Here is a 19,927-nt window from a genome sequence, read left to right on the forward strand (position 1 = left end):
GCCGCCGCACCGTTCCCGGTGCGGCGGCCTTTGACGTTCCGTCAGCGGGCGGCCGGGGCGGCGCTGTCGGCAACCAGCTCCGGGGCGTCGAGCCGGACGGTCGTCGAGCCGGCCCATGCGGTCGGCACCAGGTGCAGCCGTTGCACGGCCTCGACCGCCGGCGGGGCGAGCGCCTCGCGGCAGGCGCACTCCGTGTCGTCGAAGCCGGCGAAGCGGTACGCCACCTCCATCATCCGGTTGCGGTCGGTGGGCCGGAAGTCCGCGAGGAAGTGCACCCCCGCCCGGGCCGCCTGGCCCGCGAGCCAGGCGAGCAGGGTGGAGCCGGCGCCGAAGGAGACCACCCGGCAGGAGGTGGCGAGCAGACGCAGGTGCCACACCTGCGGATGCTTCTCCACCAGGATGACGCCGACCGCCCCGTGCGGGCCGAACCGGTCGGTGAGCGAGGCCACCAGCACCTCGTGGTCGGGGTCCGCCAGCAGCCCGCGGAGCGTCCCGTCCGCGTAGTGCACCCCGGTCGCGTTCATCTGGCTGGTGCGCAGCGTGAGTTCCTCCACGCGGGAGAGTTCGTCCTCGGTCGCCCGGTCGATCCGCATGACCAGTTCCAGCGAGCGCAGGAAGTCCTCGTCGGGCCCCGAGTAGTCGGCCCGTTCGGCGTCGCGCCGGAAGCCCGCCTGGTACATGTCCCGTCGCCGCCGGGAGTCGACCGTACTGAACGGCGGTCTGAACTCGGGCAGTTCGGTCAGCTTCAGGGCCATGTCGGCCGGATAGGTGCGCACCTGCGGGAGGTGGAACTCGACCTCGGCCCGCTCGGTGTGCTGGTCGTCGATGAACGCGACGGTGCCGGGCGCGAAGTTGAGCTGCTCGGCGATCCGGCGGATCGCGTCCGACTTGTTGCCCCACCCTATCTCCGGCAGCACGAAGTACTCCGCGACGCCCAGGGCTTCGAGCCGCGGCCAGGCCAGGTCGTGGTCGTTGCGGCTGCTGACCGACTGGAGGATGCCCCGGGCGTCCAACTCGACGATCACCGCCCGGATCTCGTCGGTGAGCCGTACCTCGCCGTCCTCCAGCAGCGTCCCCTGCCAGAGCGTGTTGTCGAGGTCCCACACCAGGCACTTGACGACGGTCGGTGTCGTCTGCTCGCTCAACGTCCCCCCTCCCGGGCTCCGGACAGCACGTGGTCGGCCAGCAGCAGCCGGCTCATCTCGTTGCTGCCCTCGATGATCTCCATGCACTTGGCGTCGCGGTAGGCGCGCGCCACGACGTGTCCGTCCCGGGTGCCGGCCGAGGCCAGCACCTGTACCGCCAGGGCCGCGCCGTGCGCCGCGTTCGTCGCGCTGGTGTGCTTGGCCAGCACGGTGGCGACGACCTGGTCCGGCGAACTCTCGTCCCAGCAGCGACTGGCGTGCTCGCAGGCCCGGCTGGCCGCCTGCTCGGCGACGAGCAGGTCGGCCAGGTGCCCGGCCACCAGTTGGTGGCCGCCGAGCGGCTGACCGAACTGTTCGCGGGTCCGGGCGTGCGAGCCGGCCGCGGCCAGACAGGCGCGCAGGATGCCGACGCAGCCCCAGGCGACGGACATCCGCCCGTACGCGAGTGCCGTGGTCACCAGCAGCGGCAGGAACTGGCCGCCGCCGCCGAGCAGGTTCTCCGCCGGCAGCCGCACCCCGGTCAGGCGCACGTCCGCGTGTCCGGCGGCGCGGCACCCCAGGGGGGCGGCGATGCGTTCCACCGTGACGCCGGGCGCATCGGTGGGCACGACGACCGCGCCCGCCCCGCCGTCGTCGAGCAGGCCGAACACCACCACGAAGTCGGCGTAGGCCGCCCCCGTCGTCCAGGTCTTGCGGCCGTCGACCACGACGGTGTCGCCGTCGCGCACGATGCGGGTGTCGATGGCCGACAGGTCGCTGCCCGCCTGCGGCTCGCTGAACGCCACCGCGGCCAGTTCCCCGCCGGTGAGCCGGCCCAGCAGGGCGGTGCGCTGAGGCGCATCGCCCAGCCGGGTGATCGTCCAGGCGGCCATGCCCTGGGAGGTCATGATGCTGCGCAGCGAGGAGCAGAGGCTGCCGACGTGCGCGGTGAACTCGCCGTCCCGGGCGCTGCTCCAGCCCAGTCCGCCGTCCTCGGCGGGCACGACCGGGCAGAGCAAGCCGCCGGCGCCGAGCTTGCGGAGCATTTCCCGGGGCAACTCCCCCGTGCGGTCCCACTCCTCGGCCTGGTCCCCGACGAGGCCGGTGACCTGGGCCCGTGCCGCGTCCAGCGCGTCACTCACCGCCGGTCCCCGCTTCCGTGCCGCGCAGGCGGTGCACCAGCGCCACCATGGTGTCGACCGTGCGGAAGTTGTCCAGGCGCAGGTCCGCGCCGCGGATCGAGATGTCGTACGTCTTCTCCAGGTGCAGGACCAGTTGCATGGCGAACAGGGAGGACAGCCCGCCCGTGGCGAACAGGTCCACGTCCGGCTCCCAGCTCCGCTTGGTCTGCGCCGTCAGGAAGCCGAGGACCTCCTTGCGCACCGCGCCGCCGTCCGTGCTCTGGTCGGGTGCGTTGTCGGTGGTGTCCATCGGGGTGTCTCCTCGCATCGGGTGGTGGTGCGTGTTCAGTGGGTGTAGGTGTAGAAGCCGCGGCCCGACTTGCGGCCGTGGTGCCCCTGGCGGACCTTCTCCAGGAGCAGGTCGCAGGGGCGGCAGCCCTCGTCGCCGGTGCGCTCGAAGAGCACCTGGAGCGAGTCGACGAGGTTGTCGATGCCGATCAGGTCGGCGGTGCGCAGCGGGCCGGTGCGGTGGCCCAGGCAGTTCTCCATGAGCGTGTCGACGGCTTCGACGCCCGCGGTCCCCTCCTGCACGATCCGCGCCGCGTCGTTGATCATCGGGTGGAGCACCCGGCTGGTGACGAAGCCCGGCGCGTCCTTGACGACGATCGGCTCCTGGCCCAGGGCCGCGAGCGCGGCCGTCAGCGCCTCCATGGTGGCCTCGGCGGTGCGCACGCCGCGGATCACCTCCACCGTCCTGATCAGGTACGGCGGGTTCATGAAGTGGGTGCCCACCACCTCGCCGGGCCGCCGGGCGACGCCCGCGAGTTCGTCGATGGGGATCGACGAGGTGTTGGAAACCAGCGGGGTGCCGGGGCGGGTCAGTGCGGACAGCTCGGCGAGGACCTTCGTCTTGACGCCGAGGTCCTCGGTGGTGGCCTCGATGACGAGGGTCGCGTCGGCGGCGCCGGCGAGGGTCGTCGCGGTGGTGAGCGGGCCGGTCGCCGTGTCGGCGGCGAGCCGACCCATCAGCTGCGCCATCCGCAGTTCACCGGCGATCTGGTCCCGGGCGCGCTCCAGCACCGGTTCGTCGACGTCGACGAGCAGCACGGGCAGGCCGCGGAGCAGGGCCAGTGTGGTGATGCCGACGCCCATGACGCCCGCGCCGACCACGGCGAGGCGGTGCTCGTCGGTTTCTGTGTCCATGAGGGGACGGGGTCCTTCCGTTGAGGAGTGCTCAGGAGAGCGGTGGTCAGGAGAGGGGTGCTCAGGAGAGGAGGGCGGCGAGCCAGTCGGAGACGGTCGCGGCGGTCGTGTCCGCGTGCTGTTCCATCATCGAGAAGTGGTCGCCGGGCACGTCGAGGGTGGTGTGGGCGCCCGGCCAGCTCGACCGCCAGTCACCGACGGTGGGCGCCGACTCGCCGAGCGGCGCGGAGGCACGCACCAGCAGGACGGGGGCGGCCACCTCCGGGGGCGTGTAGTCGTCGAGGATGCGGAAGTACTTGCCCATCGCGGTGAGTCGGGTGCCGTCCATCGGCACCGCCTGGTCCTCGCGGTCGAACATGCCGCTCAGCAGCACGTCGTTGAACTGCGTCATGGCCTTGTTGCTGGACAGGTACGTGTCGAGCAGGACCACCGCGGCCGGCTGCACCCCGCGGGCTTCGAGTTCGGCGGCGACGCCGTGGGCGACGGTGCCGCCGGAGGAGGAGCCCAGGAGGACCAGCCGGCGGTCGCGGCCGAGGCGTTCGATGATCTCCTCCGCCTGGTAGGCCAGCATCGGCGCCATGGACGACGGGAGTCGTTGGCCGGGCAGGAACCCGGGGGCGGACAGGGTGCTGGAGCCGTAGGTGCCCCGGAACCGGTTGACGAACCGGGCGTACTGGTGGCCGCCGCCGAGGGCGACGACGGAGCCGAAGCACACCAACTCGGGCGCCTCGTCGTGGGTGTTGATCCGCAGCAGTGACGGGGGTTCCTCGGTGGAGCGCAGCTCGGCGGGGGTGTGGAACTCCGGGCGCAGCGCGGAGGTGTTCTTGAGCAGGTCGATCGCCTCGTCGGACTTGCCGCGCCGGCACAGCTGCCGGAACAGAGTGCTGACGGGGTCGTCGTCGGAGCGGGCGGCGACCGGTGCCGGGGGCGGTGCGGGGGTGCCCGGCCCGGTGGCGGGCGCGGGCTGTGCGGCCGCCGCCGCGGTGGCCCATTCGGTGCGGACCAGTTCGGCGAGCTTGGCGGGGGTGCCGCTGGAGAACACCACGGTCGGCAAGAGGTTCAGGCCGGTGGCCGCGGCGAGCCGGTGGCGCAGTTCCAGCGCGGTCAGCGAGTCGAACCCGACGGAGAGGAAGGCGTCCTCGGCGTCGAGTCCGGCGCTCTCGGCGTCGGCGTGGCCGAGCACCTGGGCGGAGTGGACCCGTACCGCTTCCAGCAGGAGGTCGTACTGCTCGTCGGGGTTCGCGGCGAGCAGCCGGTCCCGCAGCTGGGGGTCCGCGGCGGGGCGTTCCGGGCCGGTGGTGCGGACCAGGGCGCGCAGCAGGTGCGGCACCGGGCCGTCGCGGAAGGCGCTGACGTCCAGGGCGACGGGTGCGAGCACCGGGTCGGGCGCGGTGAGCGCCGCGTCGAACAGGTCGGTGCCCGCCGTGGCGGACAGGGCGTGCACCCCGCTGCGGCCCATGCGGTGCAGATCGGCGTCCGACAGGTCGGCGGTGAGGCCGCTGCGCTGTTCCCACAGGCCCCAGGCGAGTGACTTGGCGGGGAGTCCGGCGCGGTGGCGCAGGGTCACGATCGCGTCGGCGGCGACGTTCGCGGCGCTGTAAGCGGCTTGTCCCGGGCCGCCGAACAGGCCGGCCACCGAGGTGTACACCACGAACGCGCGCAGCGGCAGTGCGGCGGTCGCTTCGTGCAGGTTCCAGGTGCCGTCGACCTTGGGCGCGAGGACGCCCGCGAGGCGTTCGGCCGTGAGGTCGGCGAGCAGCCCGTCGTCGATGACTCCGGCGGTGTGCACGACGGCGGTCACCGGGTGTGCCGCCGGGACCGCGGCCAGGGCCCGGTCGAGGGCGGTCCGATCGGTGACGTCGCAGGTCGCGGCGGTGACCAGGGCCCCGGACCCGGCCAGTTCGGCGATCAGTTCGTCCACGCCGGGTGCGGCCGGGCCGCGCCGGCTCAGCAGCAGCAGACGGCGTACGCCGTGCCGGGCGACGAGGTGCCGGGCCAGGATGCCGCCGAGTTCGCCGCCGCCGGTCAGCACCACGGTTCCGGTGCCGTCGAAGACGTCGGTCGCCGGGTCGCCGGCCGGGGTGCGGCGCAGCCGGGGCAGGTGCAGCCGGCCGGCCCGCAGCGCCACTTCGGGCTCGCCGCTGGCCAGCACCGCGGACAGCGCATCGGCCGTGGTGCGCGGGTCGTCGGTGTCCAGCAGCACGATCCGGCCCGGGTGTTCCTGCTGGGCGGAGCGCACCAGTCCGTGGACGGCCGCGCCGGCTACGTCGAGGGGTTCGTCCGCCAGGTCGACCGCGCCGCGGGTGAGCACCACCAGGGGCGGGCAGCCGGCCGGGGGGCGTTCCAGCCAGGTGTTCAGCTGTTCCAGGACGGTGGTGGTGGCGGTGTGCACGGCTTCGGGGCCGGCCGGTCCGTCGGGCGGGCAGAGCAGCAGCACGGCGTCGAGGCCGGTGGGGTCGTCGGTCGGACCGGTGCCGGCTCCGGTGGGCACCAGCCGCTCGTCCGGCGGGCCGAGCAGGGACCAGCGCACGATCGGGCCGGCGGCGGCGGTGGTCGACGCGGTCCACTCCACCCGGTGGAGGGCGTCGGTGACGGGGCTCAGCACGTCGAACGAGGTGGTGCGCATGGCGAGGGTGGCGATGGTCGCGACCGGGCGGCCGTCCCCGTCACTCACGTGCAGCGCGACGTCCTCGGGGCCGGTGGGGCTGAGGGTGACGCGCAGGGTCTGCCCCGCGCGGGCCCCGGACCACAGCCGCACCTGTTGCCAAGAGAACGGCAGGGGCACGCCGGTGGCGCCGGGTTGTTGTTCCGCGTCGCGGCCCACGCCGGCCTGGCGCAGGCTGACGGTCTGGAGGCAGGCGTCCAGCAGCGCCGGGTGCAGCGGGAAGTCGCCGGCGGCTCCGTCCGGCAGCGTCACCTCGGCGAAGACCTCGTCCCCGCGGGACCAGGCGGCGCGCAGGCCGCGGAAGGCGGGGCCGTACTCGATGCCCCGGTCCTGGAGGATGCGGTACAGCGCGCCGATGCGCATCTGTTCGGCGCCGGGCGGTGGCCAGGCGGCGGCGGTGGGCATCGGGGGCAGCGCCCCGGAGGGCGCCAGCAGGCCGCTGCCGTGGTTCGTCCACTCGACGGCGGTCGCGGGCCGTGAGTGGATCTCGACGGTGCGCTTGCCGGCGTGGTCGGGTGCCCCGGCGGTCAGCCGCAACTGCACGTCGGCGCCGTCGTCGGCGGACAGCACCAGCGGTGCGGACAGGGTGAGTTCTTCGATGAGGTCGCAGCCGAGCCGGCCGCCCACGTGGGCCGTCATCTCGACGTAGGCGACGCCGGGCAGCAGGGCGGCCCCGCGCACGGCGTGGTCGGCGAGCCACGGGTGGTCCGCGAGCGAGAGTCGGCCGGTGAAGACGGTGCTGCCACTGCCGGGCAGTTCCACTGCGGCGCTCAGCAGCGGGTGGCCGGGGTCGGCCTGTCCCATGGAGGCGGGGTCGCCGCCGGCGCGGGTGGCGTCCAGCCAGTACCGCTGGCGTTGGAAGGCGTAGGTGGGCAGGTCGACGCGGCGGGCTCCGGTGCCCTCGAACGCGGGTGCCCAGTCCACCGGTACCCCGGCGACGTGGGCGTGGGCGAGCGAGGTGAGCAGCCGCTCGGGGCCGGCGTCGTCGCGGCGCAGCGTCTCCACCACGGTGAAGTCGGCCAACTCCGCGTCGGCGGCGGCGTCCTGGAGGTTGAACGTCAGCACCGGGTGCGGGCTGACCTCGACGAAGGTGCGGTGCCCGGCGTCGAAGAGTCGCGTGGTCGCCTCGTGGAAGCGCACGGTGTGCCGCAGGTTGCGGAACCAGTAGTGGGTGTCGAGCGTGGTGGGCTCGGCCCATTCGGCGTCCACGGTGGACATCAGGGGGACGGTGCCGGGCCGCGGGCGCACGTGGGCGAGCCCCGTCAGCAGGTCCTGGCGCACCCGGTCCACGGCGGCGGAGTGCGGGGCGTAGTCGACGGGGGTGCGGAACACCATCAGGTCGTCGGCGCGGGCGAACTCGTCCATCGCGGTGGCCTCGCCCGCCAGCACGACCACGCGGGGGCCGTTGACCGCGGCGATCGACAGCCGACCGTCGTACCCGGCGATCATCTCCTCGGCCTCCGGGGCGGACAGCAGCACGGTGGCCATGGCGCCGCCCCGGGTCACGGCGGCGAGGGCGCGGCTGCGGTGCACGGCGATCGAGGCCGCGTCCTCCAGGGTGAGGATGCCGGCGACGCAGGCCGCGGCGACCTCGCCCTGGCTGTGTCCGACGACGGCGGCCGGGGTGACCCCGTGAGCCTGCCACACCGCGGCCAAGGACACCAGGACGGAGAAGAGCACCGGTTGCAGGGTCTCGACGTCGTCGATCGACGGGGCGCCGGGCTCCTGGCGGACCACGGCGATCGGGGACCAGTCGAGGTGGGCGGCGAGGGCGCGCTCGCAGTCGGCCATGCGGGCGGCGAACGCCGGGGAGGTGTCGAGCAGTTCGCGGGCCATGCCGGGCCACTCGGCGCCGAGGCCGGGGAAGACGAACACGGGCTTGGCCGCCTTCGCCGGGGCGGTCCCGGTGATGACGGAGGGTACGGGCTCCTCGCGGGAGAGGGCGGCGAGTCCGTCGAGCAGCGGGGTGCGGCCGGTGCCGACGACGACGGCGCGCTCGGCGAACCGGGACCGGCCGAGGGCCAGGGACAGGCCGACGTCCGTCGGGTGCGTCCCGGGCGAGGCGAGCACCCGGGCGTGCAGCCGGGCGGCCTGGGCGCGCAGGGCCGTCGGGGTGCGCGCGGACAGCGTCCAGGCGACGGGGGTGTCCTGCCGGGGCCCGGTCGGCTCCGCGGACGGCTCCTCGGGGGCCGCTTCCAGGATCAGATGGGCGTTGGTGCCGCTGGCGCCGAAGGAGGAGACCGCGGCCCGGCGGGGGCGGTCCGACGCGGGCCAGGCGGTGGCCTCGGTGAGCAGGGAGACCCGGCCCTGGCTCCAGTCGACCTGGCTCGTCGGGCGGTCGATGTGCAGGGACCGGGGCAGCAGGTCGTGGCGCAGGGCGAGCACCGTCTTGATGACGCCGCCGACGCCGGCCGCCGCCTGGGTGTGCGTGAGGTTGGACTTGAGCGAGCCCATGAGCAGGGGCCGGTCGGCGGGGCGGTCCTTCCCGTACACGTCGAGGACGGCCTGCGCCTCGATGGGGTCGCCGAGTACGGTGCCGGTGCCGTGCGCCTCCAGGGCGTCGATGTCGGCGGGGCGCAGTCCCGCGTTCTCCAGGGCCTTGCGGATGACCTTGCGCTGCGCGGGGCCGTTGGGGGCGGTGAGCCCGTTGCTCGCGCCGTCCTGGTTGACCGCGGAGCCCTTGATGACGGCGAGGACCGGGTGTCCGTGGCGGCGGGCGTCACCGAGGCGTTCCAGCAGCACCACGCCGACGCCCTCGCCGAAGGCCGCTCCGTCGGCGCTCGCGGAGAACGACTTGCAGCGGCCGTCGCCGGCGAGTCCGCCCTGGCGTCGGGAGCCGCCGAACAGGCCGGGCGCGGACATGACGGTGACGCCGCCGGCCAGGACCAGCGAGGTGTCTCCCTCGCGCAGCGCCTGGCAGGCCAGGTGGATGGCGACCAGGGAGGAGGAGCAGGCGGTGTCCAGGCTGACGGCGGGTCCCTCCAGGCCGAGGGCGTAGGCGACGCGGCCGGTCAGCACGCTCGGGATGCTCCCGGTGCCGAGGAAGCCGGCGAGGTCCTCGGGGGTGTGCCCCAGACGGGTGCTGTACTCGCTGTTGATGATGCCGGCGTAGACGGCCGTATCGCCGCCGCGCAGGCCCGTCGGGTCGATGCCGGCGCGTTCGACGGTCTCCCAGCAGACCTCCAGCAGCAGTCGCTGCTGGGGGTCCATGGCGAGCGCTTCGCGCGGGGAGATGCCGAAGAACGCGGCGTCGAAGTCCAGTGCGTCCTGGAGGAAGCCGCCTCTCAGGACGGGTGCGGCATCGGGGTCGGCCGGGTCGGCCGGGTCGGCCGGGTCAACCGGAGTCGCGGGTTCCGTCGGCAGTTCCCAGCCGCGGTCGTCGGGGACGCGGGTCACGGCGTCGCGTTCGGCGACCAGGAGGTCCCAGAGTTCTTCGGGGGTCTGCACCCCGCCGGGGAACCGGCAGCCCATGGCCACGATCGCCACGGGTTCCCGGGCGCGTTCGGTGAGCCGCTGGTTGTCCTGCCGCAGTTTGGCGTTGTCGAGCAGGGACGCGCGGAGGGCCTCGACGACCTGTTCCGCGGGCGCCGTGCCCGACGCCTCGTCGGTCCGGTCAGCCACGGTCGCCCCCCATCGCCAGGCGCACGAGGTCGTCCACGTTCATCTCCTTGATCGATGCGGTGTCGTCCGGGCCGGACGGGTGGGGTGCGGGGGGTCCGGCGTCCGTCGCCGGGTCCCCGAGATTCAGCAGGGCGTCCAACAGTCCGGCGGCCCGCAGCCGTTGCGGGGAGACCGTCGCCAGTAGTCGGCGCACGTGGTCGTCGTCGGGCGGTGCCGGCACGCCGACGGCGCCGGGCACCAGCCGTTCGGCCAGCAGGGCCGCGACGGACTCGGACGTCGGGTGGTCGAACACCAGGGTGGCGGGCAGCCTCAGTCCGGTGGCGCCGGCCAGCCGGTTGCGCAGTTCCACCGAGGTCAGCGAGTCGAAGCCGAGGTCCTTGAAGGCCCGTCGGGGGTCGACGGTGCCGGCTCCGGAGTGCTGGAGCACCTCCGCTGCGATGCCGCTGACCAGGTCCTCCAGGAGTTCCAGGCGTCCGTCCGGGTCCAGCGAGGCCAGTCGGCGGCGCAGCGCGGCGGCGGCACCGGGGTCGGCCGCCGCGGCGTGGGCGCTGCGGCGCACCACGCCCCGGACCAGGCCGCGCATCAGCGCGGGCACCTCGGCGGCGCTGGTGGGGCGGGAGCGGCCGAGGTCGAGGCGGACCGGCACCAGGGCGGCGGCGTCGGTCCGCAGCGCCGCGTCGAACAGGTCGAGCCCTTCGGCGTCGGAGAACGCCGCCACGCCCCCGGTCGTCATCCGCCGCAGGGCGCCGTCTTCGAGGCCGCCCGTCATCTCGCTGCGCCGTCCCCACAGTCCCCAGGCGAGCGCCTGGGCCGGTAGGCCCTGTGCGCGGCGGGCTGCGGCGAGGGCGTCGAGGTAGGTGTTGCCGGCCGCGTAGTTGGCCTGGCCGGCGTTGCCCACGATCCCCGCCGCCGAGGAGAACAGCACGAACGCGGCGAGCGGCAGCTCACGGGTCAGTTCGTGCAGATGGGCGGCACCGTCGATCTTGGGCCGGAGCACGGTGTCCAGGCGTTGCCGGTCCAGCGCTTCGAGCACGCCGTCGTCGAGCACGCCGGCCGCGTGCACCACGGCGGTCAGCGGGTGGGCGGCGGGCACCGTGGCGAGCAGGTCCGCCAGTGCCGCGCGGTCACCGACGTCGCAGGCGGCGAACCGGGCGGCGGTCCCCAACTCCGCCAGCAGTGCGGCCGCTTCCGGGGACGCGGCGCCGCGCCGGGAGACGAGCAGCAGGTGGCGCAGGCCGTGGTGGTCGGCGAGGTGGCGGGCGACGAGTGAGCCCAGGACCCCGCCGGCGCCGGTGATCAGCACCGTGCCGTTCGGGTCCAGCGGCGGGGTGACCGGTTCGGCGGGCGCCGGCACCCGGGCCAGCCGTGCGGCCAGCAGCTGTCCCTTGCGCACGGCCAGTTGGGGTTCCTCGGCGGCCATGCCGGTGGGCAGCAGCGTGACCAGCTCCGTCGGGTCGGCCGCGTCGACCAGCACGAAGCGGTCCGGGTGTTCCGACTGCGCCGAGCGGATCAGTCCGCGCACCGCGGCGGACGCGAGGTCGTGGACCCCTTCGCCGGGCAGCGCCTCCACCGCACCGTCGGTCACGAACACCAGCCGGGCGTCGGCGTACCGGGCGTCGGCGAGCCACCCCTGGACGAGTTCCAGGGCGGCGGCCGTGGCGGCCCGCGCTCCTTCGGGTCCGTCGTCCGGGTGGCGGCACTCGGCGAGCACCACGTCGGGCACCGGTGTCCCCGCGTCGAGCGCGGCGGTGAGGGCGGCCAGGTCCGGGTACGTCTCCGGCAGCCGGTCGGAGGTGCCGAGCCCCACCCAGCGTCCGGTCGGGGGCACCAGGGCGCCGGTGGCCAGCGGTGTCCACTCCACCCGGAACAGCGAGTCGTGCGCGGGGGCCACCGGCGCCCGCAGCGAGTCCGGCGGGACGGGGCGGACCACCAGGGCGCCGACGGAGGCGACGGGCCGCCCGTACCCGTCGGCGGCGTCGATGCGCACCCGTCCGTCGGGATCGCGGGCGAGCCGGACGCGCAGTTCGGTGGCGCCGGAGGCGTGCAGGCCGACGGCGGTCCACGAGAACGGCAGCCGGACGAGGTCCGCCGGTTCCGCGGCGTCCTCCTGCGCCACCGCAGCGGCCGGTCCGGTGTCGATCCGCAGGCCGTGCAGGGTGGCGTCGAGCAGCGCGGGGTGGATGCCGAAGGCCGGGGTCGTCGGGTCGTCGCCGGGGAGCTCGACCTCCGTGAAGATCTCGTCGCCGCGCTGCCAGGCCGCGCGGACGCCCCGGAACGACGGGCCGTAGCCGTAACCGGACGCGGCGAACCGCGGGTAGAGGTCGCCGACGGCGACCGGGGTGGCGCCCGGGGGCGGCCAGGTCTCCAACAGGGCGGCCGGGGTGCCGGCCGCCCGGGCGAGGCTGCCGGTGGCGTGCCGGGTCCACCCGGGGTCGAGGGCGTCCGCGCGGCGGGCGTGCACGTCCACGGTGCGCCCGCCCCCCTCGTCGGGTGCGCCGACGCGGACCTGGATCCGCACCTCTTCGGTGCCGGACAGCAGCAGCGGTGCCTCCAGGGTCAGTTCCTCCACGAGCGCACAGCCCGCCTCGTCGGCGGCGCGCAGGGCCAGTTCGACGAAGGCGGCGCCGGGCAGCAGGACCGTCCCGGACACCGTGTGATCGGCCAGCCAGGGGTGCGTGCGCACCGAGATGCGCCCGCTGAGCAGCAGTTCCCCGGTGTCGGCGACCTCGGTCGCCGCGCTCAGCAGCGGGTGTTCGGTGGCGTCCAGGCCGGCGGCGGTCAGGTCCTGGCCGCCGCCGGGTGCCGGCAGCGCCCAGTGGTGCCGGTGCTGGAACGCGTAGGTGGGCAGTTCGATCCGTCGGGCGCCGGTGCCGGCCAGCAGGCCGGTCCAGTCCACGGGCAGTCCGTTCGCCCAGGCGTCACCGAGGGCGAGCAGCAGGCGTCGTCGGTCGCCCTCGTCCCGGCGCAGGGTGCCCAGGGCGGTGCCCTCGTGGCCGGCGTCCTCGACGGTGTCGGCGACGGCGGTGGTCAGCACCGGGTGCGGGCTGATCTCCAGGAAGGTGGTGCGGCCCCGGGCGGCCAGGGCGCGGACGGCCGGTTCGAAGGCGACGGTGCGGCGCAGGTTCTCGTACCAGTAGTCGGCGGTCATGGTCGTGGTGTCGAGCCGGTCGCCGGTGACCGTGGAGTACAGCGGCACCGTGGCGGGTCCGGGCTCGATCGGGGCGAGGGCGGCGAGCAGTTCCGCGCGCACCGGCTCCACCCGGGCCGAGTGCGAGGCGTAGTCCACGTCGATGCGGCGGGCCCGGACGCCGTCGCGGTCGCAGTCGGCCGACAACGCGGCGAGGGCGGCGGGTTCCCCGGCGACGACCACGGCGGACGGTCCGTTGACGGCGGCCACGGACAGCCGTTCCCCGTACGGTGCGAGCAGGGTCTCCACCCGGGTGAGCGGGAGGGCGACGGACATCATGCCGCCGGTGCCGGCGAGGGCGGCGAGGGCCCGGGAGCGCAGGGCGACCACGCGGGCGCCGTCCGCGAGCGAGAGGCCGCCCGCGACCACGGCCGCGGCGATCTCCCCCTGCGAGTGGCCGATCACGGCGTCGGGGACGACCCCGTGCGCCCGCCAGAGCTCGGCGAGCGACACCATCACGGCGAACAGCACCGGCTGGACGAGGTCGACCCGGTCCAGCGGTTCCCCGGAGCGCAGCACGTCCAGCAGCGACCAGGACACGTGCGGGGCCAGGGCCGCGGCGCACTCCGCCATCCGGGCCGCGAACTCGGGTGACTCGTCGAGCAGTTCGCGGGTCATACCGGGCCACTGCGCGCCCTGGCCGGGGAAGACGAACACCGTACGGCCGTCCGGGTCGGCGGCGGGCACCTCGGCGCCGGCGGCCAGCGCCCGCAGCCCGGCGTCCAGGGCGGCGCGGTCGCCGACCAGGACCTTGCGGTACGCGAACGGGGTGCGGCCGGCGAGCGAGTACGCGATGTCGGCGGTGTCCGCTGCGCCGGGGCCGGCCTGCTCCAACCGGGCGGCGAGACGGGCCGCTTGGGCGGCGAGCGCCGTGGGGGTGCGGGCCGACAGGACCCACGGGAGCGGGCCGTGCTCGTGCCCCGCGCGGTCGGGGGCGGGGTCCGTCGCGGGGGCCTGTTCCAGGATCACATGGACGTTGGTGCCGCTGAGGCCGAAGGAGGAGACGCCCGCGCGGCGCTCCCGCCCGGTCTCGGGCCACGGCACCAGCTCACGGACCAGTTCGGCGCTGCCCCGCTCCCAGTCGACCTGGCCCGTGGGCCGGTCCACGTGCAGGGTCGGCGGGACCTGGGCGTGCTGGAGCGCGAGCACGGTCTTGAGGACGCCCGCGACACCGGAAGCGGCCTGGGTGTGACCGAGGTTGGACTTCAGCGAGCCGATCAGCAGCGGCCGGTCCGGTGCCCGGCCCTGCCCGTAGGTCGCGAGCAGGGCCTGGGCCTCGATCGGGTCGCCGAGGGTGGTGCCGGTGCCGTGCGCCTCGACCGCGTCGACGTCGACGGGCCCCAGTCCCGCATCGGCCAGCGCCGCCCGGATGACCCGCTGTTGCGCGGGCCCGTTCGGGGCGGACAGCCCGTTGCTCGCCCCGTCCTGGTTGATCGCCGAGCCGCGCAGCACCGCCAGGACGGGGTGTCCGTGGCGGCGGGCGTCGGACAGGCGCTCGGCGACGAGTACGGCGATGCCCTCGCCCATGCCCATGCCGTCCGCGGTGTCGGCGAACGCCTTGCACCGGCCGTCCGGGGCGAGGCCCCGCTGTCGGGAGAAGCTGACGAGCGCACCGGGCGTGGACATGATGGCGACGCCGCCGACCAGGGCGAGCGTGCAGTCCCCGGCGCGCAGGGCCTGGGCGGCGGTGTGCAGGGCGACCAGCGAGGACGAGCAGGCGGTGTCCACCGTGATGGCGGGCCCCTCCAGGCCGAGGGTGTACGCGACCCGGCCGGAGACGATGCTGGCGGCGCTGCCGGTCAGCAGGTGGCCGTCGCCGTGCCCGGACCGGGCCACGGCGTTGCCGTAGTCGCCGTAGTTCACGCCGACGTAGACGCCGGTGCGGGAGCCGCGCAGGGCCGCCGGGTCGAGTCCGGTGCGCTCCAGGGCCTCCCAGGCGGTCTCCAGCAGCAGTCGTTGCTGCGGGTCCATGGCGACCGCCTCGCGCGGGGAGATGCCGAAGAACTCGGCGTCGAACTCGCCCGCGTCGTGCAGGAAGCCGCCGTGGCGGGTGGTGGACGTGCCGGGGTGGTCCGGGTCGGGGTGGTACAGCTCCTCGCCCGGCCACCCCCGGTCGGTGGGCAGTTCGCTGACGGTGTCACCGCCGTCGACGAGCAGCTGCCACAGCTTCGCGGGGGTGTCGATCCCCCCGGGCAGACGGCAGCCCAGGGCGACGATCGCGACGGGGTCCCGGTCGCCCGCCGGGTCGGACGCCGTCGGGGCCGCGGCTGCCGGCTCCTCGGGCGTGGAGCCCTCGGCGAGCAGTTCGGACAGCAGATGGCCGGCGAGTGCGTGCGCCGTGGGGTAGTCGAAGACCAGCGAGGACGGCAACCGCAGTCCGGTGGCGGTGGCGAGCCGGTTGCGCAGTTCGACGGCGGTGAGCGAGGCGAAGCCCAGCTCCTGGAACGCCTTCCCGGGGAGCACGTCCCCGGCCGAGGCGTGGCCCAGCACCGCGGCGGCCTCGGTCCGTACGAGGTCGAGGACCGTACGGGTGCGGTCGGCCGCCGACAGCGGGGCCAGGGTCCGGCGCAGTCCGGTGGCCGCCGGTGAGGCGACTTCATCGGTGCCGCCGCTGCCGCCGAGGGCGCGGGCCGCGGCCGGGACGGTGCGCAGCAGGGGGCTGGGGCGGGACGAGGCGAAGACGGGGGCGAACCGCTCCCAGTCGACGTCGGCGACCGCGATGACGGTCTCGTCGTCGTCGAGGGCCTGTTGGAGGGCGTCGACCGCGGTGGCCGGGTCCATCCGGCGCAGGCCGTGTTCGTCCAGGTTGAACAGGTCGGTGCCGTCGTCGGAGCCGGGTCGGCCGTCCCCGGTGCGCCACACGCCCCAGTCGACGGTGGTGGCGCTGAGGCCGCGCCCCCGGCGGTGCTGGGCCAGTGCGTGCAGGTAGGCGTTGGCGGCGGCGTACGCGCCGTGGTCGCCGCTGCCCCACACCCCGGCGATCGAGGAGACCAGGACGAAGGCGTCCAACTCCCGGTCGAGCAGGGCGTCCAGGTGTTCGGCGCCGGCGGCCTTGGCCGCCGTGACCCCGGCGAACGCGGTCAGCGGGGTGGTGGCCAGCGGCGCCAGGGCGATGTGCGCGGCGGCGTGCACCACCGCGGTGACGGGGGTGCCCCGGCGTTCCAGGTCGGCGAGCAGCTGCGCCACGTCCTCGCGGTCGGCGAGGTTGCAGACGGGCAGGCTCAGTCGGGCCCCGTGCGCGGCCAGGTCCGCGGCCAGCTCGTCCGCGCCGGGCGCCTCGGTACCGCGGCGCCCGGGCAGGACGAGGTGGTCGGCGCCGCCCCGGGCGAGCCAGCGGGCGAGGATCGGACCGACGGCGCCGGTGCCGCCGGTGACGAGGACCGTCCCCCGGGGGCGCCAGGGGCGGGCGGGGGTGCGCGGGGGCCGCGGTGCGTGCACCAGTCGGCGTGCGTACAGCCGGCCGCAGCGCAGGGCGAGTTGGTCCTCGCCGGCGAGGTCGCCCGTGCCGGCGAGCACCGCGCCCAGCAGGTCGCGGTCCCGGTCGTCGGGGTGCGGCGGCAAGTCGACCAGTCCGCCCCAGCGCTGCGGCTGCTCCAGGGCGGCCACCAGGCCGGTGCCCCAGACCATCGCCTGTCGGGGCGCGGTCAGCGGGTCGTCGTCGCCGGTGGTCACCGCCGCGCTGGTGACGCTCCACACGGGTGCGGTGGAGTCGAGCGCGGTGAGCGCCTGCACGAGGGCGACGGTGAGCGCGGTGCCGGCGGGCAGCACCGGATGGTCGGGGTGGGCGTGTTCGGCGAGGGCCAGCAGCGACAGCACGCCCGTGGGTACGGGTCCGGCGTCGAGCACGGCGGCCAGCCGGGCGCTGTCGGCGAGTTCGTCGCCGATCACGACCGTGCGCACCTCGGCCCCGAGGTCCGCGAGGGCCCGGACGGTCCAGCGGGCGAGCGCGTGCTCCTGGTGGTCGGCGGGCACCACGAGCAGCCAACTGCCGGTGAGCGGGCCCGCGACCGGGTCGGTGAGCCGGTGCCAGGCGATGCGGTAGCGCAGGGGGTCGACGGTGTCGGCCGCGCGGCGCCGCCGGCGCCAGGTGCCGAGCGCGGGCAGCACCTCGGCCAGCGGCGAGGCGTCGACGTCGAGCGCATCGGCCAGCGGGGCGGGGTCGCCGCGCTCGACCAGCTCCCAGAACTCGCCGTCGGCGGCGGGCGGTTCGGCACCGGATCCGTCGTCGGCAGCGGGCTCCAACCAGTAGCGGCGCTCCTGGAAGGGGTACGTCGGCAGCTCCGCCGGGGGCGCCCCGTCGAAGGCGGTCTCCCAGGCGACGGGGACGCCACCGGACCAGAGGGCGGCGGCCGAGGCCACGGCCCGGCGCAGACCGCCCTCGTCGCGGCGCAGGGTGCCGGTAACCACGGCACCGGTGAGGCCGGCGTCCTCGCACACGTCCTGGACCGCCATGGCGAGGACCGGGTGCGGCGACACCTCCACGAACGCGTGGTGCCCGGCCTGCGCCAGACTCCGGACCGCGTCGTCGAACCGTACGGTGCCCCGCAAGTTGCGGTACCAGTAGTCGGCGTCCATGCCGCTCGTGTCGAGCCAGTCGCCGGTGAGGGTGGAGAACAGCGGGACCCGGGCCGCGGTGGGCGTCAGTCCGGCGAGGTCCCTCAGGATCTCCTCGCGGATCGACTCGACCTGCGCCGAGTGGGAGGCGTAGTCCACGGGCAGCCGCCGGGCCCGCACGTCCTGTGCGGCGCAGCGCGCCAGCAACTGCGTCAGTGCGTCGGGGTCGCCGGAGACCACGACCGCGGCCGGGCCGTTGACGGCCGCCACCGAGATCCGGCCCGGCCACGCCGCGATCGCCGCCTCGGCCCCGGCGAGCGGCAGGGCCAGCGACACCATGCCGCCCCGGCCGGCGAGGGCGCCGATGGCCCGGCTGCGCAGCGCCACGACCCGGGCGCCGTCGGCCAGGGACAGGGCGCCCGCGACGACCGCCGCGGCGATCTCGCCCTGGCTGTGGCCCACGACCGCGTCGGGTTCCACGCCCCAGGAGCGCCAGAGCGCGGCGAGGGACACCATCGTCGCGAACAGGGCGGGCTGCACGACGTCCACGCGGTCCAGTGACGGCGCGTCCGGGGCGCCCCTCAGCACCCCGGTCAGCGACCAGTCCACCACCGCGGACAGCGCCTGCTCGCACTCGGCGATCGCGGCGGCGAACACCGGTGATTCGGTGAGCAGGTCCCGGGCCATGCCCTCCCACTGCGCGCCCTGGCCGGGGAAGACCATCACGGTCCGGCCGGTGTCCGGTTCCGCGGTGCCGGTGGTCACCGTCGGGGCGGCGACGCCCCTGCCCAGTGCGTCCAGCCCGGCGAGGAGTTCGTCCCGGTCGGCGGCGATCACCACCGCCCGGTGTTCGAACGCGGTCCGGGTCGTGGCCAGCGACCGGCCGATGCCCGCCAGGTCCGCTCCGGGGTCCGCGGCGAGTCGGGCGGTGAGCCGCAGCGCCTGTGCGCGGCGCGCGTCCTCGGTGCGCCCGGCGAGCACGTACCCGGCGACCGGCGGCCGGGGCGGTACGGGTGCGGGGTCGACCGGTTCCGGATCGGGTGCCTGTTCCAGGATCAGATGGGCGTTGGTGCCGCTCATGCCGAAGGCGGAGACGCCGGCGAGTCGGGCGCGGCCGGTACGGGGCCACGGCCGGTTCTCCGTCAGCAGTTCCACCGCGCCGGCGGACCAGTCGGCGTGCCCGGTCGGCTCGGTGACGTGCAGGGTGCGGGGCAGCACGCCGTGGCGCAGGGCCAGCACCGTCTTGATGACCCCGGCCACACCGGCCGCCGCCTGGGTGTGCCCGATGTTGGACTTCAACGAACCCAGCAGCAGCGGGCGGTCCGCGGGGCGGTCCCGGCCGTACGTCGCGAGCAGGGCGTCCGCCTCGATGGGGTCGCCGAGGGTCGTGCCGGTGCCGTGCGCCTCGACGGCGTCCACGTCCGCGGGCCCGACCCCCGCATCGGCGAGGGCCGCCCGGATGAGCCGCTGCTGCGAGGGGCCGTTGGGGGCGGTCAGGCCGTTGCTGGCGCCGTCCTGGTTGAGGGCGGAGCCGCGGATCACGGCCAGCACGGGGTGTCCGTTGCGGCGGGCGTCGGTCAGCCGCTCCAGCAGGAGCATGCCGACCCCTTCGCCCCAGCCGGTGCCGTCGGCGGTCGCCGAGAACGCCTTGCAGCGGCCGTCGAAGGACATCGCTCCCTGGCGGCTGAACTCGGAGAAGACCAGCGGCAGCGCCATCACGGTCACCCCGCCGGCCAGGGCGAGCGTGCACTCCCCGGCGCGCAGCGCCCGGGCGGCCAGGTGCAGGGCGACCAGCGAGGACGAACACGCCGTGTCGACGGTGAGGGCCGGGCCCTCCAGTCCGAGTGCGTACGACACCCGGCCGGACAGCACGCTCATCGAGTTGCCGGTCGTGACGAAGCTGCGCACCATGCCCGGCGCGCTGCCGCTGAGCTGGGAGTAGCCCTGGTCGACTGCGGCGGCGTAGACCCCGGTGGCGCTGCCGCGCAGCGCGGCGGGGTCGATGCCGCCGCGTTCGATGGCCTCCCAGGCGGTGGTGAGCAGCAGCCGTTGCTGGGGGTCCATCGCGGTCGCCTCGTGCGGCGAGACGGCGAAGAAGCCCGGGTCGAAGTCGGCCGCCCCGTCGAGGAAGGCGCCCTGGCAGGGCACGTTGCCGGCCGAGAGCTGCGCGACGTCCCACCCCCGGTCGCCGGGGACCGGGGTCACCGCGTCGCGGCCGGCCGCCACCAGGTCCCACAGGTGCTCGGGGGTGCGGACCCCGCCCGGGAAGCGGCAGGCCATCGAGACCACGGCGATCGGTTCCTGCGCGGCGGCCCTGGCCTCGGCCAACTGCCGCTTGGTGCGCTGGAGGTCGATCGTGACGCGGTTGAGGTAATCGCGGAGCTTCTGCTCGCTCACCGTGCTCCCCTGCTGTCGTCCCGGACCGTGCGGGTCCGCGGTGCCGTCGTGGACC

5 protein-coding genes and 1 pseudogene are annotated in these 19,927 nt (G+C 75.3%); all 6 read right to left on the reverse strand.

What is annotated here, in order from left to right:
• Positions 1–41 precede the first annotated feature (41 nt).
• On the reverse strand, positions 42–1,145 hold the full coding sequence (locus ACFYOU_RS24990; RefSeq protein WP_391308644.1) for an HAD-IIIC family phosphatase: 1,104 nt from the start codon (positions 1,143–1,145) through the stop codon (positions 42–44).
• Positions 1,142–2,266, reverse strand: coding sequence for an acyl-CoA dehydrogenase family protein (locus tag ACFYOU_RS24995; protein ID WP_391308646.1), 1,125 nt, complete (start codon positions 2,264–2,266; stop codon positions 1,142–1,144). The genes ACFYOU_RS24990 and ACFYOU_RS24995 overlap by 4 nt, the downstream gene beginning before the upstream one ends.
• The gene (locus tag ACFYOU_RS25000; RefSeq protein WP_386999414.1) at positions 2,259–2,555 is read right to left on the reverse strand and encodes an acyl carrier protein; all 297 of its coding nucleotides are present in this window, start codon (positions 2,553–2,555) and stop codon (positions 2,259–2,261) included. Before ACFYOU_RS25000 ends, ACFYOU_RS24995 begins: the two co-directional genes overlap by 8 nt.
• A gap of 35 nt (positions 2,556–2,590) precedes the next feature.
• Positions 2,591–3,448, reverse strand: coding sequence for a 3-hydroxyacyl-CoA dehydrogenase NAD-binding domain-containing protein (locus tag ACFYOU_RS25005; protein ID WP_391308648.1), 858 nt, complete (start codon positions 3,446–3,448; stop codon positions 2,591–2,593).
• A 61-nt stretch (positions 3,449–3,509) separates the two neighbouring features.
• Positions 3,510–9,692, reverse strand: a pseudogene (locus tag ACFYOU_RS25010) (type I polyketide synthase); the annotation flags it as partial.
• Positions 9,693–9,726: 34 nt separating this feature from the next.
• A complete protein-coding gene (locus ACFYOU_RS25015) occupies positions 9,727–19,872 on the reverse strand; it encodes a type I polyketide synthase (protein ID WP_391308650.1) in 10,146 nt (3,381 codons plus the stop codon).
• Positions 19,873–19,927 lie beyond the last annotated feature (55 nt).

The sequence above is a fragment of the Streptomyces sp. NPDC005955 genome (assembly GCF_042871255.1).
In the GTDB taxonomy this organism is placed as follows: domain Bacteria; phylum Actinomycetota; class Actinomycetes; order Streptomycetales; family Streptomycetaceae; genus Streptomyces.

What these genes read in the sequence shown, in the direction of transcription:
- ACFYOU_RS25000 (WP_386999414.1), bottom strand. Translation starts at nt 2,555, where the DNA reads ATGGACACCACCGACAACGCACCCGACCAGAGCACGGACGGCGGCGCG.
- ACFYOU_RS25005 (WP_391308648.1), bottom strand. Translation starts at nt 3,448, where the DNA reads ATGGACACAGAAACCGACGAGCACCGCCTCGCCGTGGTCGGCGCGGGC.